This is a genomic window from Geodermatophilus maliterrae, from assembly GCF_041018925.1.
GTDB classification, from domain to species: Bacteria; Actinomycetota; Actinomycetes; order Mycobacteriales; family Geodermatophilaceae; genus Geodermatophilus; species Geodermatophilus maliterrae.
On record NZ_JBFNXQ010000111.1, the window covers coordinates 1 to 16,303 of the forward strand.

At 76.7% G+C, this 16,303-nt stretch carries 16 protein-coding genes; 10 read left to right on the forward strand and 6 right to left on the reverse strand.

The features are described 5' to 3' along the window. The coding region (locus ABQ292_RS22765; protein ID WP_369209995.1) for an AfsR/SARP family transcriptional regulator at positions 1–735 on the reverse strand (735 nt) is incomplete at its 3' end. Between the two features lie 171 nt (positions 736–906). Between ABQ292_RS22765 and ABQ292_RS22770 the strand changes: the two genes are divergently transcribed. After that, the gene (locus tag ABQ292_RS22770; protein WP_369209996.1) at positions 907–1,533 is read left to right on the forward strand and encodes an FMN-dependent NADH-azoreductase; all 627 of its coding nucleotides are present in this window, start codon (positions 907–909) and stop codon (positions 1,531–1,533) included. Positions 1,534–1,561: 28 nt separating this feature from the next. Next, entirely contained in the window at positions 1,562–2,497 is a 936-nt protein-coding gene (locus ABQ292_RS22775; protein ID WP_369209997.1) for a PhzF family phenazine biosynthesis protein, read from the forward strand. 22 nt (positions 2,498–2,519) lie between these two features. Here ABQ292_RS22775 and ABQ292_RS22780 read toward each other — a convergent pair whose 3' ends face one another. After that, on the reverse strand, positions 2,520–3,092 hold the full coding sequence (locus tag ABQ292_RS22780) for an AMIN-like domain-containing (lipo)protein (RefSeq protein WP_369209998.1): 573 nt from the start codon (positions 3,090–3,092) through the stop codon (positions 2,520–2,522). A gap of 237 nt (positions 3,093–3,329) precedes the next feature. On the opposite strand from ABQ292_RS22780, the gene ABQ292_RS22785 reads away from it, so the two are divergent. From ABQ292_RS22785 to ABQ292_RS22800, 4 genes are all read left to right on the forward strand, one after another. Continuing rightward, entirely contained in the window at positions 3,330–5,327 is a 1,998-nt protein-coding gene (locus ABQ292_RS22785) for a thioredoxin domain-containing protein (protein WP_369209999.1), read from the forward strand. A 61-nt stretch (positions 5,328–5,388) separates the two neighbouring features. Next, positions 5,389–6,012 (forward strand): ATP-binding transcription factor AbmR, encoded by a 624-nt coding sequence (abmR, locus tag ABQ292_RS22790; protein WP_369210000.1) that lies wholly within the window; start codon positions 5,389–5,391, stop codon positions 6,010–6,012. A 20-nt stretch (positions 6,013–6,032) separates the two neighbouring features. Continuing rightward, positions 6,033–6,689, forward strand: coding sequence for a maleylpyruvate isomerase N-terminal domain-containing protein (locus tag ABQ292_RS22795; protein ID WP_369210001.1), 657 nt, complete (start codon positions 6,033–6,035; stop codon positions 6,687–6,689). Positions 6,690–6,782: 93 nt separating this feature from the next. Next, positions 6,783–8,036, forward strand: a complete 1,254-nt coding sequence (locus tag ABQ292_RS22800; protein WP_369210002.1) for a geranylgeranyl reductase family protein — start codon at positions 6,783–6,785, stop codon at positions 8,034–8,036. A gap of 59 nt (positions 8,037–8,095) precedes the next feature. On the opposite strand, the gene trhA is transcribed toward ABQ292_RS22800, so the two are convergent. Further along, the gene (trhA, locus tag ABQ292_RS22805; RefSeq protein WP_369210003.1) at positions 8,096–8,914 is read right to left on the reverse strand and encodes a PAQR family membrane homeostasis protein TrhA; all 819 of its coding nucleotides are present in this window, start codon (positions 8,912–8,914) and stop codon (positions 8,096–8,098) included. A gap of 135 nt (positions 8,915–9,049) precedes the next feature. Between trhA and ABQ292_RS22810 the strand changes: the two genes are divergently transcribed. The 4 genes from ABQ292_RS22810 to phoH2 all read left to right on the forward strand — a co-directional run bounded on the left by ABQ292_RS22810 (position 9,050) and on the right by phoH2 (position 12,962). Next, entirely contained in the window at positions 9,050–9,829 is a 780-nt protein-coding gene (locus ABQ292_RS22810) for an isoprenyl transferase (RefSeq protein WP_369210004.1), read from the forward strand. 13 nt (positions 9,830–9,842) lie between these two features. Next, complete coding sequence (locus tag ABQ292_RS22815; RefSeq protein ID WP_369210005.1) at positions 9,843–11,060, forward strand: DUF885 domain-containing protein; 1,218 nt, start codon at positions 9,843–9,845, stop codon at positions 11,058–11,060. A gap of 3 nt (positions 11,061–11,063) precedes the next feature. Next, positions 11,064–11,417: a hypothetical protein gene (locus ABQ292_RS22820; RefSeq protein WP_369210006.1), complete on the forward strand. Its 354-nt coding sequence runs from the start codon at positions 11,064–11,066 to the stop codon at positions 11,415–11,417. Positions 11,418–11,666: 249 nt separating this feature from the next. Next, a complete protein-coding gene (gene phoH2, locus ABQ292_RS22825) occupies positions 11,667–12,962 on the forward strand; it encodes an RNA 5'-3' helicase PhoH2 (RefSeq protein ID WP_369210007.1) in 1,296 nt (431 codons plus the stop codon). Here the strand turns inward: phoH2 and ABQ292_RS22830 are convergent. The 3 genes from ABQ292_RS22830 to ABQ292_RS22840 all read right to left on the reverse strand — a co-directional run. Further along, complete coding sequence (locus ABQ292_RS22830) at positions 12,931–13,983, reverse strand: type IV toxin-antitoxin system AbiEi family antitoxin domain-containing protein (protein ID WP_369210008.1); 1,053 nt, start codon at positions 13,981–13,983, stop codon at positions 12,931–12,933. The two genes, phoH2 and ABQ292_RS22830, sit on opposite strands and share 32 nt — an antisense overlap. A gap of 178 nt (positions 13,984–14,161) precedes the next feature. Further along, a complete protein-coding gene (locus ABQ292_RS22835; RefSeq protein WP_369210009.1) occupies positions 14,162–14,404 on the reverse strand; it encodes a hypothetical protein in 243 nt (80 codons plus the stop codon). Next, positions 14,401–16,303: hypothetical protein (locus tag ABQ292_RS22840; protein ID WP_438940622.1), on the reverse strand; the 1,903-nt coding region annotated here is incomplete at its 5' end. The genes ABQ292_RS22840 and ABQ292_RS22835, both read right to left, overlap by 4 nt.

Sequence of the window (16,303 nt, forward strand, 5' to 3'; positions counted from 1 at the left end):
GAGCGCGGGGTCCTGGCGGAGCACCTGCCGCGCGAGCTCCTGCAGCTGCGGCCCCGGGTCGAGCCCGAGCTCGCCGACCAGCCGCGTGCGGGCGGCGTCGAGGACGGCGAGCGCGTCGGCCTGCCGGCCGGCGCGGTAGAGCGCGAGCGCCAGCTGCCCGGAGAAGCGCTCGCGGTAGGGGTGCTCGCGGACCAGCCGGCCGAGGTCGGGGAGGACGTCGTCGGACCGCCCCAGGGCCAGCAGCGCCTCGGCCCGCGCCTCGTGCGCCTGCAACCGGAGCTCCTCCACCCGGGCGACCTCGCCCTGCGCGAAGTCGTCCTCGGCCACCTCGGCCAGCGCCGGCCCGCGCCACAGGGCGAGCGCCTCGGTGGCCGCCCGCAGGCGCTCGGCGGGCGTCGCACCCGGCGCCCGGCCGGCCGCGACCAGCCGTTCGACGCGGAGGAGGTCGACGGCGTCCGGGTCGACGGCCAGCCGGTAGCCGGCCGCGGTGTGCTCGATCCGCAGCCGCGTGCCGGCCAGGGTCCGGCGGAGGTAGGAGACGAGGACCTGCAGGGCGTTGACCGGGTCGACCGGGAGGTCGTCGCCCCACAGGCGGTCGATCAGGGTCCCCGGCGCCACCGGGTCGCCCCGGTGCAGCAGCAGGGACAGCAGGAGCCGGCGGGGGCGGCCGCGCCGGACCGTCACCGGCCGGCCCTCCCGCCGGAGCTCCAGCGGGCCCAGCACCAGCAGTTCCACCGGCCGGCTCCCGTGCGACGTCGGCGACCGCGACGAGGGCAAGCTACCGCCCGGTGTCGTGGAGGACCGCCGGCCGCGTCCTGACGCGGCCGTGACAGCGGCGTGACAGGGCGCGGGGGCACGGTCGGGACCCGACGCGGCGGAGGGCCGCGGCCGAACGGAGGAGTCCCGATGTCCCGACTGCTGCACGTGTCCGCCTCGCCGCGCGGCGCCCGCTCCGAGTCACTGGCCCTGGCGGCGACGTTCCTGGACACCTGGCGTGAGCTCAACCCCCTCGACGAGGTCGACACCCTCGACCTGTGGGACGGCAGCCTGCCCGAGTTCGGGCCGACCGCCGCCGCGGCCAAGATGACCGTCTTCGCCGGCGGGGTGCCCGAGGGGGCCGAGGGCGAGGCGTGGGCGCGGACGGTGGCGACCTTCGCACGCTTCGACGCCGCCGACCGCTACCTGTTCAGCGTCCCGATGTGGAACGCCGGCATCCCCTACGTCCTCAAGCAGTTCATCGACGTGGTCAGCCAGCCCGGCATGCTCTTCGGCTTCGACCCGGAGGCCGGCTACACGGGGCTGCTGCAGGGGAAGAAGGCCGTCCTGCTGCTGACCAGCGCGGTGTACGGTCCCGGTCGCCCGCCGTCCTTCGGCTCGGACTTCCAGGCGCCCTACCTGCGCGACTGGCTGGCCTGGGCGGGGGTGTCCGACGTGCAGGAGGTCCACCTGCGCCCCGGGCTGGTCACCGCCGACGCCGACGGCGACCGTCGGCGCGCCCACGCGGCCGCCCGGGACGTGGCGGCCAAGTTCTGAGCCGGTCGACCCGGTTCGAGGAGGAGCCGTGCCCCCGACCACCGACGACAGGGACGACGCCGGGGCCGCCGTCCGCGGCTTGCTGCCCGACGCCGGGGAGCGGCCGGCACCGGCGCCCGGGGAGGTCCTGCGCTACACCGCCTTCAGCACCGACCCCGGCGGCGGGAACCCGGCCGGCGTCGTCCTGGACGCGACCGGCATGACCGACGAGCAGATGCTGGCCACCGCCGCCGACGTGGGCTACTCCGAGACGGCCTTCCTCCTGCCGGGCCCGGACCCCGTCGGCGTCCGCTACTTCAGCCCGCGCGCCGAGGTCAGCTTCTGCGGCCACGCGACCATCGCCGCCGCGGTGGCCACCGCCGAGCGCTCCGGCGGCGGGCGCCTGCTGCTGGCCACCGCCGCGGGTCCGGTCGAGGTGGTCACGCACCGCGGCGACGACGGTGCCTGGCGCGCCACCCTGACCAGCGTGCCGCCGAGGACGGTGCCGCTGGAGGACGCCGACCGGCGCGAGCTGCTGTCCGCGCTGCGCTGGTCGGCCGACGACCTCGACCCCGCCCTGCCGCCGCGGGTCGCCTACGCGGGTGCCTGGCACCCGGTCCTCGCCGCGCGCACCCGGGCGCGGCTGCGCGACCTGGACTACGACCGGCCGGCCCTGGCCGACCTCATGGCGCGGCGCGGCTGGACGACGGTCGACCTGGTGTGGCGGCAGGACGCCACCACGTTCGCCGCGCGCAACCCGTTCCCCCCGGGCGGCGTGGTGGAGGACCCCGCCACGGGAGCGGCCGCCGCCGCGCTGGGCGGCTACCTGCGCGAGGGCGCTCACGTCGGCCTGCCGGCCGTGCTCACCGTGCTGCAGGGCGAGGACATGGGCCGGCCCAGCGTCCTCACCGTCGAGGTGCCGCCGGACCCGGGCAGCGGCATCCGGGTCGGCGGCGGCGCTGTCGCGCTGCCCGCGGCCGGCTGACCCGGCGGTCGCGCCCACGCGGTCACCAGGTGTGCGCGACGTCGACCACGAGGCGGGAGCCGTCGCCGGGGCCGTCCAGGACGACGACCCGGAAGGGCAGCCGGGCGCGGACGCCGAGCCCCACGGTGCTCCGGCCCTCGAACGAGTTCGCCCACGCGACCTGGCGGAAGGTGCTGTAGCCGCTGACGTCCGCGGCCTCGGCGTCGTCCGCCGGGTCGTAGGTGGCCCGGCCGGCGGCGTCGTGCGCGGGCGCGTGCACGACGACCTGCAGGTCGGCGCTGCCGCGCAGCGGGACGGCGGTGCCGGAGCCGTCCTGCCGGACCACGGGCACGTAGCGGACGTCGTGGCCCACGTCACCGGCGTCGACCGCGCCGAGGTCGAGGACCAGCCGGTCGTAGCAGGCGTGCCGGCCGGTGCGGACGTCGTCGAGCGTGCCGCCGGCGGAGCCGGCGGCCGTCTCGGCGGTCGAGCCCCAGACGACCCCGCAGGACGGAGCGGCGGTGGCCGGGGCGGCCGCGACGGAGACGGCGGCCGCGGTGGCGGCGAGGACGACGGCGGCGCAGGTGCGGGCGGGGACCACGGGATCCTCCAGCATCGGTGGTGGGGACGTGCGGACGTGGGAAGAGTGCGCCGACACGCCGACGAGCGCCATGGCCGGAGTTGCCGGTACCTGTCGATCCGTCATAGGATTCCTTGGCAGGATCTGTTGAGTACAAGGCGTGAGGGTGCGACACGGGATGGCAGGTGTCGTCCCGGTTGTCCCCGGCTCACGGGCGGTGACCGCCCGGGCCCGGGCTGGGTGGGCACCACCGGGCCGGGGTAGGTCGGGTCCGTGCCGAACCGTCTCGCGGACGCCACGAGCCCGTACCTGCTGCAGCACGCGGACAACCCCGTCGACTGGCGCGAGTGGGGTCCGGACGCCTTCGCCGAGGCGCGGGAGCGCGACGTCCCGGTGCTGGTCTCGGTCGGCTACGCGGCCTGTCACTGGTGCCACGTCATGGCGCACGAGTCGTTCGAGGACGAGGCGACGGCGGCGCAGATGAACGCCGGCTTCGTCTGCGTGAAGGTCGACCGCGAGGAGCGGCCGGACGTCGACGGCGTCTACATGACCGCCACCCAGGCCCTCACCGGCTCCGGCGGCTGGCCGATGACGGTGTTCACCACCCCCGACGGGCGCCCGTTCTACTGCGGCACCTACTTCCCGCCGCGGCCCGCGCACGGCGTGCCGTCGTTCCGGCAGCTCCTCACCGCGGTCACCGAGGCGTGGACGCAGCGCCGCGACGAGCTCGAGGCGGCCGGCACCCGCATCGCCGAGGGCATCTCCCGCCGTCTCGACCTCGGCTCGCCCGGCCCGGTGGCCGCGGCCGACCTCGACGCCGCCGTGGCGGCGCTGGCCGGGGAGTACGACGGCCGGTACGGCGGCTTCGGCGGCGCGCCGAAGTTCCCGCCGTCGATGCTGCTGGAGTTCCTCCTGCGGGCGCACGCCCGCACCGGCGGAGCCCTTCCGTTGGAGATGGCCCGCCGCACGCTCGAGGCGATGGCCCGCGGCGGCATCTGCGACCAGCTGGCCGGCGGCTTCGCCCGCTACTCCGTCGACGAGCGGTGGGTCGTGCCGCACTTCGAGAAGATGCTCTACGACAACGCCCTGCTCCTGCGCGCCTACCTGCACCTGTGGCGGGCCACCGGCGAGCCCTGGGCCCGCCGCGTGGCCGACGCGACGGCGGCCTTCCTCGTCCGCGACCTCGACACGCCCGAGGGTGGCTTCGCCTCCGCGCTCGACGCCGACACCGAGGGCGTCGAGGGGCTCACCTACGCGTGGACGCCGGACCAGCTCGTCGAGGCGCTCGGCGAGGACGACGGACGGTGGGCCGCGCAGGTGTTCGGGGTGACCGACGCCGGCACCTTCGAGCACGGCAGCTCCACCCTGCAGCTGCTCCACGACCCCGACGACGACGCCCGGTTGGCCGCGGTGCGCGAGCGGCTGCTGGCCGCCCGGGCGCGGCGGCCGCAACCGGCCCGCGACGACAAGGTGGTCACCGCCTGGAACGGCCTGGCGATCGCCGCGCTCGCCGAGCACGGCGTCCTCACCGGGTCCCCGGCCTCGGTGGAGGCGGCCCGCCGGGCGGCCGCGCTGGTCGCGGACGTGCACTGGGTCGACGGCCGGCTGCGGCGGGCCTCCCGGCACGGTGTCGCCGGGGCGCCGGCCGGCGTCCTCGAGGACCACGGCGACCTCGCCGAGGGCCTGCTCGCCCTGCACCAGGCCACCGGCGAGGGCCGGTGGCTGGAGTTCGCCGGTGACCTGCTCGACGTCGTCGCCGAGCAGTTCGTGGACGCCGACGGCTGGCACGACACCGCGGCCGACGCCGAGGCGCTGGTCTCCCGGCCGTTCGACCCGGCCGACGGACCGACGCCGGCCGGGATCGCCGCGGCCGCCGGGGCGGCCGTCACCTTCTCGGCCCTGGCCGGTTCCCGGCGGCACCGGGAGCTGGGGGAGGCGGCGGTCGGCTCCCTCGGCCGGCTGGTCCGCCGGGCGCCGCGCGCGGCCGGGTGGGCCGCGGCGGTGGCCGAGGCGCTGCTGGCCGGGCCGCTGGAGGTCGCCGTCAGCGGGCCGTCCGGGCCCGGCCGCGACGCCCTGGCCGCGGCTGCGCGGGCGTCGACCAACCCGGGCGCCGTCGTGGTCGTGGGGGAGCCGGACGCCCCGGGGGTGCCGCTGCTGGCCGGCCGGCCGGCGGTCGACGGTCGCCCGGCCGCCTACGTCTGCCGCGGGTTCGTCTGCGCGGCGCCGGTGACCGACGTGTCCGCTCTGGGCGCAGCCCTGACGCCTTCCTGAGACCACACCCCGGCGCTACCGTGTAAGCGTGTAATCAACTGCGCTGCCCGAGGAGGCCGCCGTGCACGGACACCACTCCCGATTCGCCGACTCACCCTTCGCCCGCATGGGCGCCCCCGGCTTCCGCGGACGCGGCCCCGGAGGCCGCGGCAGGGGATCGCGCGGCTCGGACGCACCCCCGCCCGTCGACCGCGCCGAGGTGGCCGGCTGGTTCGCCGGCCGGCTGCCCGACGGGTGGTTCACCGGCCCGGTCGACCTGGTGGTCGACCGCGACGAGATCACCGTGGTCGGCCCGCTGGCCGAGCCCGACGCCGGCGAGGGCGACCCGGCCGCCGCGCGGGCCGGGCGGATCGCCCGCTTCCGCGAGGAGACCCGCCAGCAGCGGATGGCGATCGCCGACGCCGCCCAGGAGCGCTACGGCCGCTCGGTGGCCTGGGGCGCCGCGTGCGGCGACGTGCGCGAGGTGTTCACCAACGCCTCGGTGCCCGTGATGACGCGCCTGCGCCAGGCCGAGCGGCTGGTGCTCGACACGCTGGTCGACGCCGGGGTGGCCCGCTCCCGTTCCGAGGCCCTGGTCTGGGCGGTCCGGCTGGTCGGGCAGCACGCCGACGCCTGGCTGACCGAGCTGCGCGACGCGATGTCGTCGGTGGAGGAGGTCCGGGCGCGCGGCCCGCACCTCGACTGATCCTCTGCGAGGCTGCCCGGGTGAGCTCGTCGCTGCTGCGCGCCACCTACGGCGCGCTGTCCGCCGTCGTCTCCGACCTCGCGCCGGAGGAGGGCTGGCAGCCCAGCGGCTGCGCCGGCTGGGCGGTCCTCGACCTGACGCTGCACCTGGTCGACGACGCCCGCCGGGGTCTGGTCGCGCTGGCCACCCCGGCGGGCGGTCCGGCCACCAGCGACGCCGTCGCATACTGGCGGTCCTGGCAGCCGACCGCCGACCAGGACGCCGACGTCGCCTGGCGCACCCGGGTGCGGGCCAGCGTCGCCGGCGGGTTCCCCGAGCTGGCCGCCGTGTACGCCGAGCTCGTGGCGGCGGTGGGCGTCGCCGCCGGGCGGGTGGGGCCCGGCGAGCTGGTCGGCACCCAGGGGCACGTCCTGCGCGCCGGGGACGTGCTGTCCACGCTGGCCGTCGAGGCCGCCGTCCACCACCTCGACCTGGTGGCGCACCTGGACCGACCCGGCCCGCCGGCCGAGGCGCTGGCCGAGGTCCGGCGGGTGCTCGAGGGCCTGCACGGCGGCCCGCTGCCGGCCGGGTGGGACGACGCGGCCGCCGCCCGGCGCGGCACCGGCCGGGAGCCGCTGAGCGACGCCGACCGGGTCGGACTCGGCGAGGCCGCCGCCCGGTTCCCCCTGTTCGGCTGAGGAAGGACCACCCTTCCCCCCGCGCCTCGCGAGCTCGGCACGGGTCCCTGAGGGGTGGCCGCCCACCCGTCGCAGGTCGGGGACACTGGGGTCGTGCCCCCTGCTCCCACCGTCCCCGCCGCGACCGACGTGCTGGTGGTGGGAGCCGGTCCGGCCGGGTCCGCCGCGGCCGCCTGGGCAGCGCGCGCGGGGCACGACGTGCTGCTCGCCGACGCCGCCGTCTTCCCCCGCGACAAGGCGTGCGGCGACGGGCTGACCCCCCGCGCGATCGCCGAGCTCGACCGGCTCGACCTCGGGGACTGGGCGCGTGCGCGGGCCCGCAACCGCGGCCTGCGCGCGGCCGGCTTCGGCCGGACGTGGGAGCTGCCCTGGCCCGGTGGGGAGTTCCCCGACCACGGCAGCGCCGTGCCGCGCACCGAGCTCGACGCCCGGATCCGCGACGTGGCGCTGACCGACGGCGCCGTCCCGCTGGACGGGGCCCGAGCCGTCGACGTCGAGCGCGACGGCGACCGGGTGACCGGCGTGGTGTTCGAGACCGCGGACGACGAGACGGTCACCGTCGGCTGCCGGCGGCTGGTCGTGGCCGACGGCGTCCGCTCGTCCCTGGGCCGGGTGCTCGGCCGCGAGTGGCACCGCGAGACCGCCTACGGCGTCGCCGCCCGCGGCTACGTGCGCTCCGGGCGGGCCGACGACGAGTGGATCTCCTCGCACCTGGAGCTGCGCGGCGCCGAGGGCGAGCTGCTGTCCGGGTACGGCTGGGTGTTCCCCCTGGGCGCGGAGTCCGGGCAGGTGAACATCGGCGTCGGCACGCTGGCCACCGCCCGCCGTCCGGCCGGGGTGCAGCTCAAGGCGTTGATCGAGGTCTACGCCGACGCCCGTCGCGAGGACTGGCGGCTGTCCGGGCCGGTGGAGGCGCCGGCGTCGGCGCTGCTGCCGATGGGCGGGGCGGTCTCCGGCGTGGCCGGGCGGAACTGGGCGCTGGTCGGCGACGCGGCCGGCTGCGTCAACCCGCTCAACGGCGAGGGCATCGACTACGGCCTGGAGACCGGCCGCACCGTGGGGGAGCTCTTCGGCGACGACGACTGGAGCGCCGCCTGGCCGGCCACGCTGCGCCGGCACTACGGCGAGGCCTTCTCCATCGCCCGCCGGCTGGCCGGGCTGCTCACCGTCCCGCGCTTCCTGCCGGCGGCCGGCCCGGTCGGCATGCGCTCGCACGCGCTGATGACCGTGGCCCTGCGGGTGATGGGCAACCTGGTCACCGACGAGGACCGCGACCTCGTCGCCCGCACCTGGCGCACCGCCGGGAGGCTGTCGACCAGGTTCGACGACCGCCCACCCTTCGCCTGAGCCGGCCCCCTCCAGGGCACCGCCCCGAGCTGGCGAGGGCGGGGAGGAGGGGGTCCTTCTCAGAGGAACGGCGAGTTGTACATCGCGAAGTAGACGGCGATGTAGTGGCAGATGGCGGCCACGACGGTCATCGCGTGGAAGACCTCGTGGTAGCCGAAGACGCCGGGGACGGGGTTGGGCTTCTTCAGCGCGTACGCGATGCCGCCGAGGGTGTAGAGGACGCCGCCGACCGCCAGCAGCACCAGGGAGGCCATCCCGGCGATGTGCAGGATGTCGGTGAGGATGAAGACCGCCACCCAGCCCAGCCCGACGTAGAGCGGGACGCCGACCCAGCGCGGCGCCGTCGGCCAGCTGAGCTTGAGGCAGACCCCTGCCAGCGCGCCCGCCCAGACCCCGCCGAGGACCCAGTAGCCGGTCGGTTGTTCGACGGCGAGCAGGGCGAACGGCGTGTACGTGCCCGCGATGAACAGGAAGATCATCGAGTGGTCGAGCCGCTTCATGATCTTCCAGCCGCGTGGTGACCAGCGGCGGCGGTGGTACAGGGCGCTGATCCCGAACAGCCCGCAGATCGTGGCGCAGTAGACGGCGACGGAGAACCCGGACCGGGCGCCGAGCACGGAGGCCAGCGGGATTAGGACGGCGCCGGCGACGATCGCGCCGAAGAACGTGAACAGGTGCAGCCACCCCCGCATCCGCGGGCGGGTGTCGGGGTGCTCCCAGTCGGAGTCGGCGAAGTCCTCGGCGGTCCAGGTCCGCTCGACCTGCTGGCCCGCCTCGAGGACCGTGGCGACGGCAGGCCCGCGCGCGGCCTCGAGCTCGGCCCCGTCGTCGGCCTGCACCCGGACCGGCTCGCGGTCGTCGGGGGCAGCAGAACTCATGGACCGAGGTTACGGAGCCGCAGGTGCCGGTGCACTGCTGGCGACCTGTGAGGTCCCCGGCAGCTCCCACGTCCGCAGCGCGCCGCGCCGGGACGGCTGCGGAACGTGAACGTCCCGGGGCCTACTGTGTGCCCCGTGGGGACGCGTCAGTGGGTCCGCGACGTCCTGACCCAGCTCTACGAACGTCGGCTGGCGCGGCAGCTGGTCGGCGCCGACGTCCCCCGCCACGTGGGCGCGATCATCGACGGCAACCGGCGCTGGGCCCGGGCCACCGGCCTGCTCGACCCCAACGCCGGGCACCGCCGCGGCGCCGACCGGATCGCCTCCTTCCTCGGCTGGTGCGACGAGGCCGGCGTCGAGGTGGTCACGCTCTTCCTGCTCTCGACCGACAACCTGTCGCGGCCCGAGCCCGAGCTGACCCCGCTGCTGCGGATCATCGAGGGCGTCGTGGAGGACCTCTCCGCCCCCGACCGCCGCTGGCAGCTGCACCCGGTCGGCGCGCTGGGGCTGCTGCCGGCCGAGACGGTCACCGTGCTCAAGGAGGCCGAGGAGACCACCCGCGACCGGCCGGGTGCCACGGTCAACCTCGCCGTGGGCTACGGCGGACGGCGGGAGATCGCCGATGCCGTCCGGTCGCTGCTGACCGAGCACGCCAGCCGGGGGACGACGCTCGACGAGCTGATCGGCGTCCTCGACGTCGAGCACATCGCCGAGCACCTGTACACCCGCGGCCAGCCCGACCCCGACCTCGTCATCCGCACCAGCGGCGAGCAGCGGCTCTCGGGCTTCCTGCTCTGGCAGACGGCGCACTCGGAGTTCTACTTCACCGACGTCTACTGGCCCGACTTCCGCCGGGTCGACTTCCTGCGCGCGCTGCGGGCCTACGCCGCACGGCACCGTCGCTTCGGCGGCTGAGAGACTGGCCGCCATGGCAGCCGGCGCGGTCGACGTCCCCCTCGAGTACGTCCGGCTGGGGCTGCGCTTCGACCGCCTGGAGTCCGGCTTCGTCGACGCCTACACCGGTGACCCGCGGATCCGCGCGCAGGTCGAGGACGAGCCGGCGCCCACGCCGCAGGGTCTGCGCGACCGGGCCCGGGCGCTGCTGCGCGAGCTCGACGTGGCGGGGCTCCCGGACGACCGGGCCGACTTCCTCCGCGGCCAGCTCACCGGCCTGGAGTGCAGCGCACGGAAGATGAGCGGCGAGCAGGTCGGCTTCCTCGACGAGGTGCGCAGCTACTTCCAGGTCGATCTCACCCTCGGCGACCCGGCCGCCTACGCCGCCGCGCACGCCGAGCTCGACACGCTGCTGCCCGGCGAGGGGACGCTGGCCCAGCGGTACGCCGCGCACCGCCGTCGCGAGGAGTGCCCGCCGCAGCGGCTCGACGAGGCGGTGGACACGCTGTCCAGCGCCCTGCGCGACCGGGTCCGCGGCCGCTACGGCCTGCCCGAGGTCGAGACGGTGCGCTACGAGGTGGTCACCGACAAGCCGTGGTCGGGCTTCAACTACTACGAGGGCGACTACCGCTCGCGGGTCGCGATCAACGCCGACCTGCCGCACCGGCTCAGCCAGCTCGCCCACCTGGTCGCGCACGAGTCCTACCCGGGCCACCACACCGAGCACTGCCGCAAGGAGCGCGGGCTGGTCGAGCGGGCCGGGCACCTGGAGCACACCGTCTTCCTCGTCAACACCCCCGAGTGCCTGATGGCCGAGGGGCTGGCCGACCTGGGCGTCGACGCCGCGGTCGGACCCGGCTGGGGGCCGTGGGCCGCCGAGGTGCTCGGTGACCTCGGGCTGCGCTTCGACGGCCAACTCGCCGAGCGGATCGCCGCGGCCGCCGCGCCGCTGAACCGGGTGCGCCAGGACGCCGCCGTCCTGCTGCACGACCGCGGCGCCGACCCCGACGAGGTGGCCGCCTACCTGCAGCGCTGGTCCCTGGTCAGCGCCGAGCGGGCCCGCCAGCAGCTGCGCTTCCTCACCCACCCGCTGTGGCGCGCCTACATCACCACCTACGTCGAGGGCTACGACCTGCTCGCCCGCTGGCTGGACGCCCGCCCGGCCGGGCAGGACGTCGCCGACCGCTTCGTCCGGTTGCTCGACGAGCCGCTGACCCCGGCCGTCGTCGCCGCCGAGCTGCCGGCCGCCTGAGCCGTGTCCCGCCGCGATCCGCAGGAGGCCCGCACCCTGGGGCTGTGGACGGCGGGCTGGCTGTTCGCCCTGCTGCTGGCCGGGCTGCTGCGGATCGGCGACCTGTCGCTGCAGTGGCCGGTGCTGCTGGTGCCCGTGCTCTGGGCGCTGGTCGCGCTGCGGCCGCGCCGGGGCCTGGCCCGGGACCGGTCGCCCAGCCGTCGCGACCGCCGTCCGGAGCCGCCCGACCGGCTCGACGGCTGGCCGCCCCGGGACGACGTGCCGCCGTACCCCGACGTGCCGCCGACCCGCGAGATGCCGGCCTCCTGGCAGCAGCGGTGGCCGCCCGACGTCCCGGGGCGCGGCCGGCGCGGGTGACCCCGTCCCGTGGGACGGGTGGGGCGGTCGTGTGCCCCGGAGGGGGGACACGCCCCCTCGTCGTCATGCTCCTGTCACTTCCCGGCTCTAGCGTCCGGGGTGGACGACGGGCCCGCCCCGCCGTCCACGGGAGGCCCGGTTGGTGCTGACGACACCGTCGACCAGGGGGCCGGTGCCCGGCCCCTGTGCCGGGGCCCCGGTACCCCTCGAGCCGGGGCGCGCCGCGCCGCGCCCCACGGGAGCTGCCTCGTGACCGCTCGTCGTACGTACGTCCTCGACACCTCCGTCCTGCTGTCCGACCCGGGTGCGCTGCTGCGCTTCGGGGGCGCCGACGTGGTGCTCCCGCTCGTGGTGATCGGGGAGCTCGAGGACAAGCGGCACCACCCGGAGCTGGGCTGGTTCGCGCGGCAGGCGCTGCGCATCCTCGACGAGCTGCGGGTGACGCACGGCCGGCTCGACGCGCCGGTGCCGATCGGCGAGGACGGCGGCACCCTGCACGTGGAGCTCAACCACAGCGACCCGTCGGTCCTGCCGGCCGGCTTCCGCGCCGACAGCAACGACAGCCGGATCATGGTCGTGGCGCTCAACCTGCGCGCCGAGCGCCGCGACGTCTGCCTGGTCACGAAGGACGTGCCGCTGCGGGTCAAGGCGGCCGCCGTCGGCCTGGAGACCGACGAGTACCGGGTGCACGACGCCGTCGACGCCGGCTGGACCGGGATGGCCGAGGTGTCGGTCGAGGACGCCGAGCTCGACGACCTCTACGGCGGCGGGGAGGCCTACCTGCCGGCCGCGGCGGAGCTGCCCGCGCACACCGGGCTGGTGCTGCTGTCCTCGCGCGGGTCGGCGCTGGGCCGGGTCATGCCGGACAAGCAGGTGCGGCTGGTCCGCGGCGACCGCGAGGCGTTCGGGCTGCACGGGCGCTCGGCCGAGCAGCGGATCGCCCTCGACCTGCTGCTCGACCCGGAGATCGGCATCGTCTCGCTCGGCGGGCGGGCCGGCACCGGGAAGTCGGCGCTGGCGCTGTGCGCGGGCCTGGAGTCGGTGATGGAGCGGCGGGCGCACGCGAAGGTCGTCGTCTTCCGGCCGCTGTACGCCGTCGGCGGGCAGGAGCTCGGGTACCTGCCCGGCAGCGAGGGCGAGAAGATGTCGCCCTGGGCGCAGGCGGTCTACGACACCCTCGGCGCGCTGGTGTCGAAGGACGTGCTGGAGGAGATCGCCTCGCGCGACCTCATCGAGGTGCTGCCCCTGACGCACATCCGCGGCCGCTCGCTGCACGACTCGTTCGTGATCGTCGACGAGGCGCAGTCGCTGGAGCGGGGCGTGCTGCTGACCGTGCTGTCGCGGCTGGGCTCGGGCTCGCGGGTGGTGCTCACCCACGACGTCGCCCAGCGGGACAACCTGCGCGTGGGCCGGCACGACGGCATCGCGGCGGTGGTCGAGCAGCTCAAGGGCCACCCGCTCTTCGCGCACGTGACGCTGACCCGCTCGGAGCGCTCGCCGATCGCCGCCCTGGTCACCGAGATGCTGGAGGACCTCCCGCTCTGACGCCGGGTCTCCCGGCTGAGGTTGCCGGCGTTCCTCGTGCTCTGCGGGTGCTGCAGGACCGGTAGAGCACGAGGAACACCCGCAACGGGTCAGGCTCCGCGTCGACCGCGGGCGCGGAGGGCGCGGCCGACACGGTCGGCCAGCACACCGTCGCGGCTGATGTCCGCCCACGTCCAGCGCACGACGTCCCACTCCTTGGCGCGCATGGCATGCTCCCGGCGCTTCTCCGCGAAGACGACGTCGCCCGGTTCCTGACCGGGCCGAGCAGCCGGCCGTACTCGACGCGTCCGTCGAACTCCTCGAGAAGTCGCTCCGCCTCCCAGACGAAGCCGGCGCGACCGAGCAGGACGCCCTCAGCGGAGTGCACGGGGTGCCGCAGCCCACTCGGTGTCATGCCCAGCCGGTGCAGGACGACCCGGCTCCGGCTCTCGCCGACGCTCTCGCTCCGGCCGTCGGCGAAGGACACGGCGCGGGCGGCCCTGCGGCTGCCTCGGGTGCCGACCACGTCCCCGAGCCGGTCGAGCAGTTCCCCGGGACGCGCCAGCCGGCGAGCCAGGACGTCGTCGAGCAGGACCACGGCGACCTCGAACGGCAGGCGGCGAGCCAGGTCCAGCGCCGTCCGCGCCGGGTCGGTCACGGGCACACCGTCGGCCACGGTCACCTCGTCGTCCCCGAGTCGCGCCACGTGGCAGCGCAGGGTGCGGGAGGCGTCGCTCGACGCGGGCGGTCGGCGGGTGACGTGCACACGACCCAGCGAGAGTCCCCAGGTCGGCAGGCCGTGCAGCACGGCGGCGGACTCGTGGCTGACGACGGCGTCCCGGCGCAGGCCGGCGAGCGTCGCCTGCACGAGGAGCCGGTGCCGGTCGGTGACCGCCGGTGGCCGGTCCCCGTCGACGTAGGCGCCGCGACGGATCCGCGACAGGTCGCCTGTGCGACGCGCGCGGGCCAGTTCGTCGTCGCTCCAGCCGTCGGCGACGAGTGCTCGGCGCAGTGCGGGTCGTGGGAGGTCGCGGGGGTCCATGCACCGACGGTCGCGCGACCTCGGTGCGGCCGGGGACCACCCGTCGTCCCGGTGGAGGGCGGGGCCTGGTGTGGACAGCCGCACCGCCGGTGTCGTTCGCGCAGTGCGGGTGCTGCAGCACCGGCATCCCGCGAGGAACACCGGCAGTGGCCGCACAGCACCCCCGGAGCGGGCGGGGTCAGGGCGTGGGGCTCACGTCCTGGTCGCCGGCGGGGGAGGACGGCGTCGGCTCGGGGCCGGGCGGCTGCGGCGGCGTCGCGGCGAACCGCAGCAGCGCCACCGCGCCCCAGCCCGCCAGCAGGCACCACGGCAGCCGGACGGCGACCTCGTCGGCGGAGAAGTCGCCGCGCAGGCCGAGCGCGAGCACCGGCAGGGCCAGCACGAACCCCACCGCGAGGACGTCCCAGCGCAGCGGGCTCATGCCTCCGGTGCCTCCAGTCGCTCGCACAGCAGGGAGGCCCAGCGGTGCGCGGTCGCCCGGACGCCGTCGAGGAGGGCCACGGGCACCGCCGTCCGCCCCAGCACGGCGGCGGGGTCGGCGGTCAGGTCGGTGTCCTGGACGACGAGCGCGTCGACGCGGGCCAGGGCGTCGAGCCAGGGGCCGACGTCCTCGGGCTTGCGGGTCGCCTCGACCACGGCCCAGACGGCCACCGGCGAGAAGATCGCCATGACCTGCTCGAGCCAGGTGCGGCCACCGGCGCGCATCGGGGCGTCGACCGCGACGATGGTCGGCGTGCCGGCGCGGGCGGCCTCCTGCTTGCGCTCGATCGCGGTGTCGACCGAGGTGATTCGGCTGCCCTCGGCCGCCAGCGCGGCGAGGTCGCCACGGGTGGCCCACTGCAGCCGGTCGCCGTCGAGCCGCATGGAGACGGCCAGCGAGCGGGCGGCGGCCAGCGTCTCGACGCCGGGGCCGACCACCAGCAGCACCTCACCGGCGCCGGCAGGGGCCGACGGCGCCGCGGGCAGCGCCCCACCCAGCGCGCGGGTGAGCGCGGCGTAGGTGCCGTGCGCGGCGACCTCGGCGGTGAAGCCGGCACCGAGCAGCTCCTCGGGCAGGCCGAGCGCCCGCAGCCGGGCGACGGTGCCGGCGGCCTCGACCATCCGTGGGTCCACGAGGTCGCCGCCCGCCCCGCGCTCGCGCACGGAGGAGACCACGACCCGGCCGCTCGACCAGCCGCCGGCGGCGCGCGCGTCGACCGGCAGGCGGGTCACCGTGGCCAGGCCCTGGGTCGACCGCGGCGCGGACACCCGGGCGACGGCCTGACCGGGCACCGGGGGGAGCCGCCGCGCCGGCGGGACCGGCGGGCGCCCCAGCAGCCGCGGCACCGCCAGCTCCGCGCCGGGGGTCGGCGGCGGCAGCAGCGACAGCGGGGGGAGGACGGCGGTCGCGTCGAGCGGCAGCGGCGCCGGGTCGCTCGCAGTGGGCGCGAGGGCCAGCGGCTCGACGGCGTCCTGGACGTCGGCGGCCACCTCCCACTCGTCGGACTCGGCCGAGGCCTCGACCCAGGCCGGCTCGGCGGTGACCCGGCGCGAGCTGACCGGGACCGGCGGGCGGCCGCGGTGCACACCGCCCTGGGTCGAGGCGCTGGCGAGCACGCCGCGGAGGATGTCGGTCAGCGCGTCGTCGGGGGTGTCGTGGGCGAGCGCGGCGCGCAGCACCTCGGCGATCGCCTCCTCGCGCCCGGTGGACGGGCCGGCGGACTGCTCCTCGGCGACCCACTCCGGGGTCACCGGCTGCGGTGCCGGGACCTCCATCGGCTCGACGACGACGGCCGGCAGGACGTCGGTGGGCGGCTCGTCGACGACGGCGAGCTCGACGGCGGCGACCTCGGTGGCGGCGCGGCACGGCACGGTGTCGACCGCGCTGCCGACGACGGCCACCACCGGCTGCTCGACGGCGGGCTCGACCGGGTGCTCGTCGTCGACCGCGTCACCGAGGAGCTCGGCCAGGAGCGACTCGTCGTCGGCGGTCTCGTCGGCGATCTCCTCCGCCGACTGCTCGTCGGCCTCCGCCGCGGCGGGCTCGTGCGCCTGCCGGGCGACGGCGGGCTGCGGAGCGGCCGGCTGGACGGGCACCGCCGGGCGGACGACGGGGACCGGCTCGGCCCACATGTCCACCTCCGGCGCGGCGGCCTCGGCCGGCTCCGTGACCTGCGGCACCTCGACGACCGGCACCTCGACGACCGGGGCCTCGACGACCGGGGCCTCGACGACCGGGGCCTCGACGACCGGGGCCTCGGCGACGGCGGCCTCGGCGGGCACGGGCGGCGCGGGCTGTTCGGCGACGGCGGGGACCGGCGCCGGCGCCTCGACCACGGGG

Bases quoted from the DNA above. Each gene is read 5' to 3' on its own strand.
- ABQ292_RS22770 (WP_369209996.1), top strand. From the start codon at position 907: ATGTCCCGACTGCTGCACGTGTCCGCCTCGCCGCGCGGCGCCCGCTCC.
- ABQ292_RS22780 (WP_369209998.1), bottom strand. From the start codon at position 3,092: ATGCTGGAGGATCCCGTGGTCCCCGCCCGCACCTGCGCCGCCGTCGTC.
- trhA (WP_369210003.1), bottom strand. From the start codon at position 8,914: ATGAGTTCTGCTGCCCCCGACGACCGCGAGCCGGTCCGGGTGCAGGCC.
- ABQ292_RS22815 (WP_369210005.1), top strand. From the start codon at position 9,843: ATGGCAGCCGGCGCGGTCGACGTCCCCCTCGAGTACGTCCGGCTGGGG.
- ABQ292_RS22830 (WP_369210008.1), bottom strand. From the start codon at position 13,983: ATGGACCCCCGCGACCTCCCACGACCCGCACTGCGCCGAGCACTCGTC.
- ABQ292_RS22835 (WP_369210009.1), bottom strand. From the start codon at position 14,404: ATGAGCCCGCTGCGCTGGGACGTCCTCGCGGTGGGGTTCGTGCTGGCC.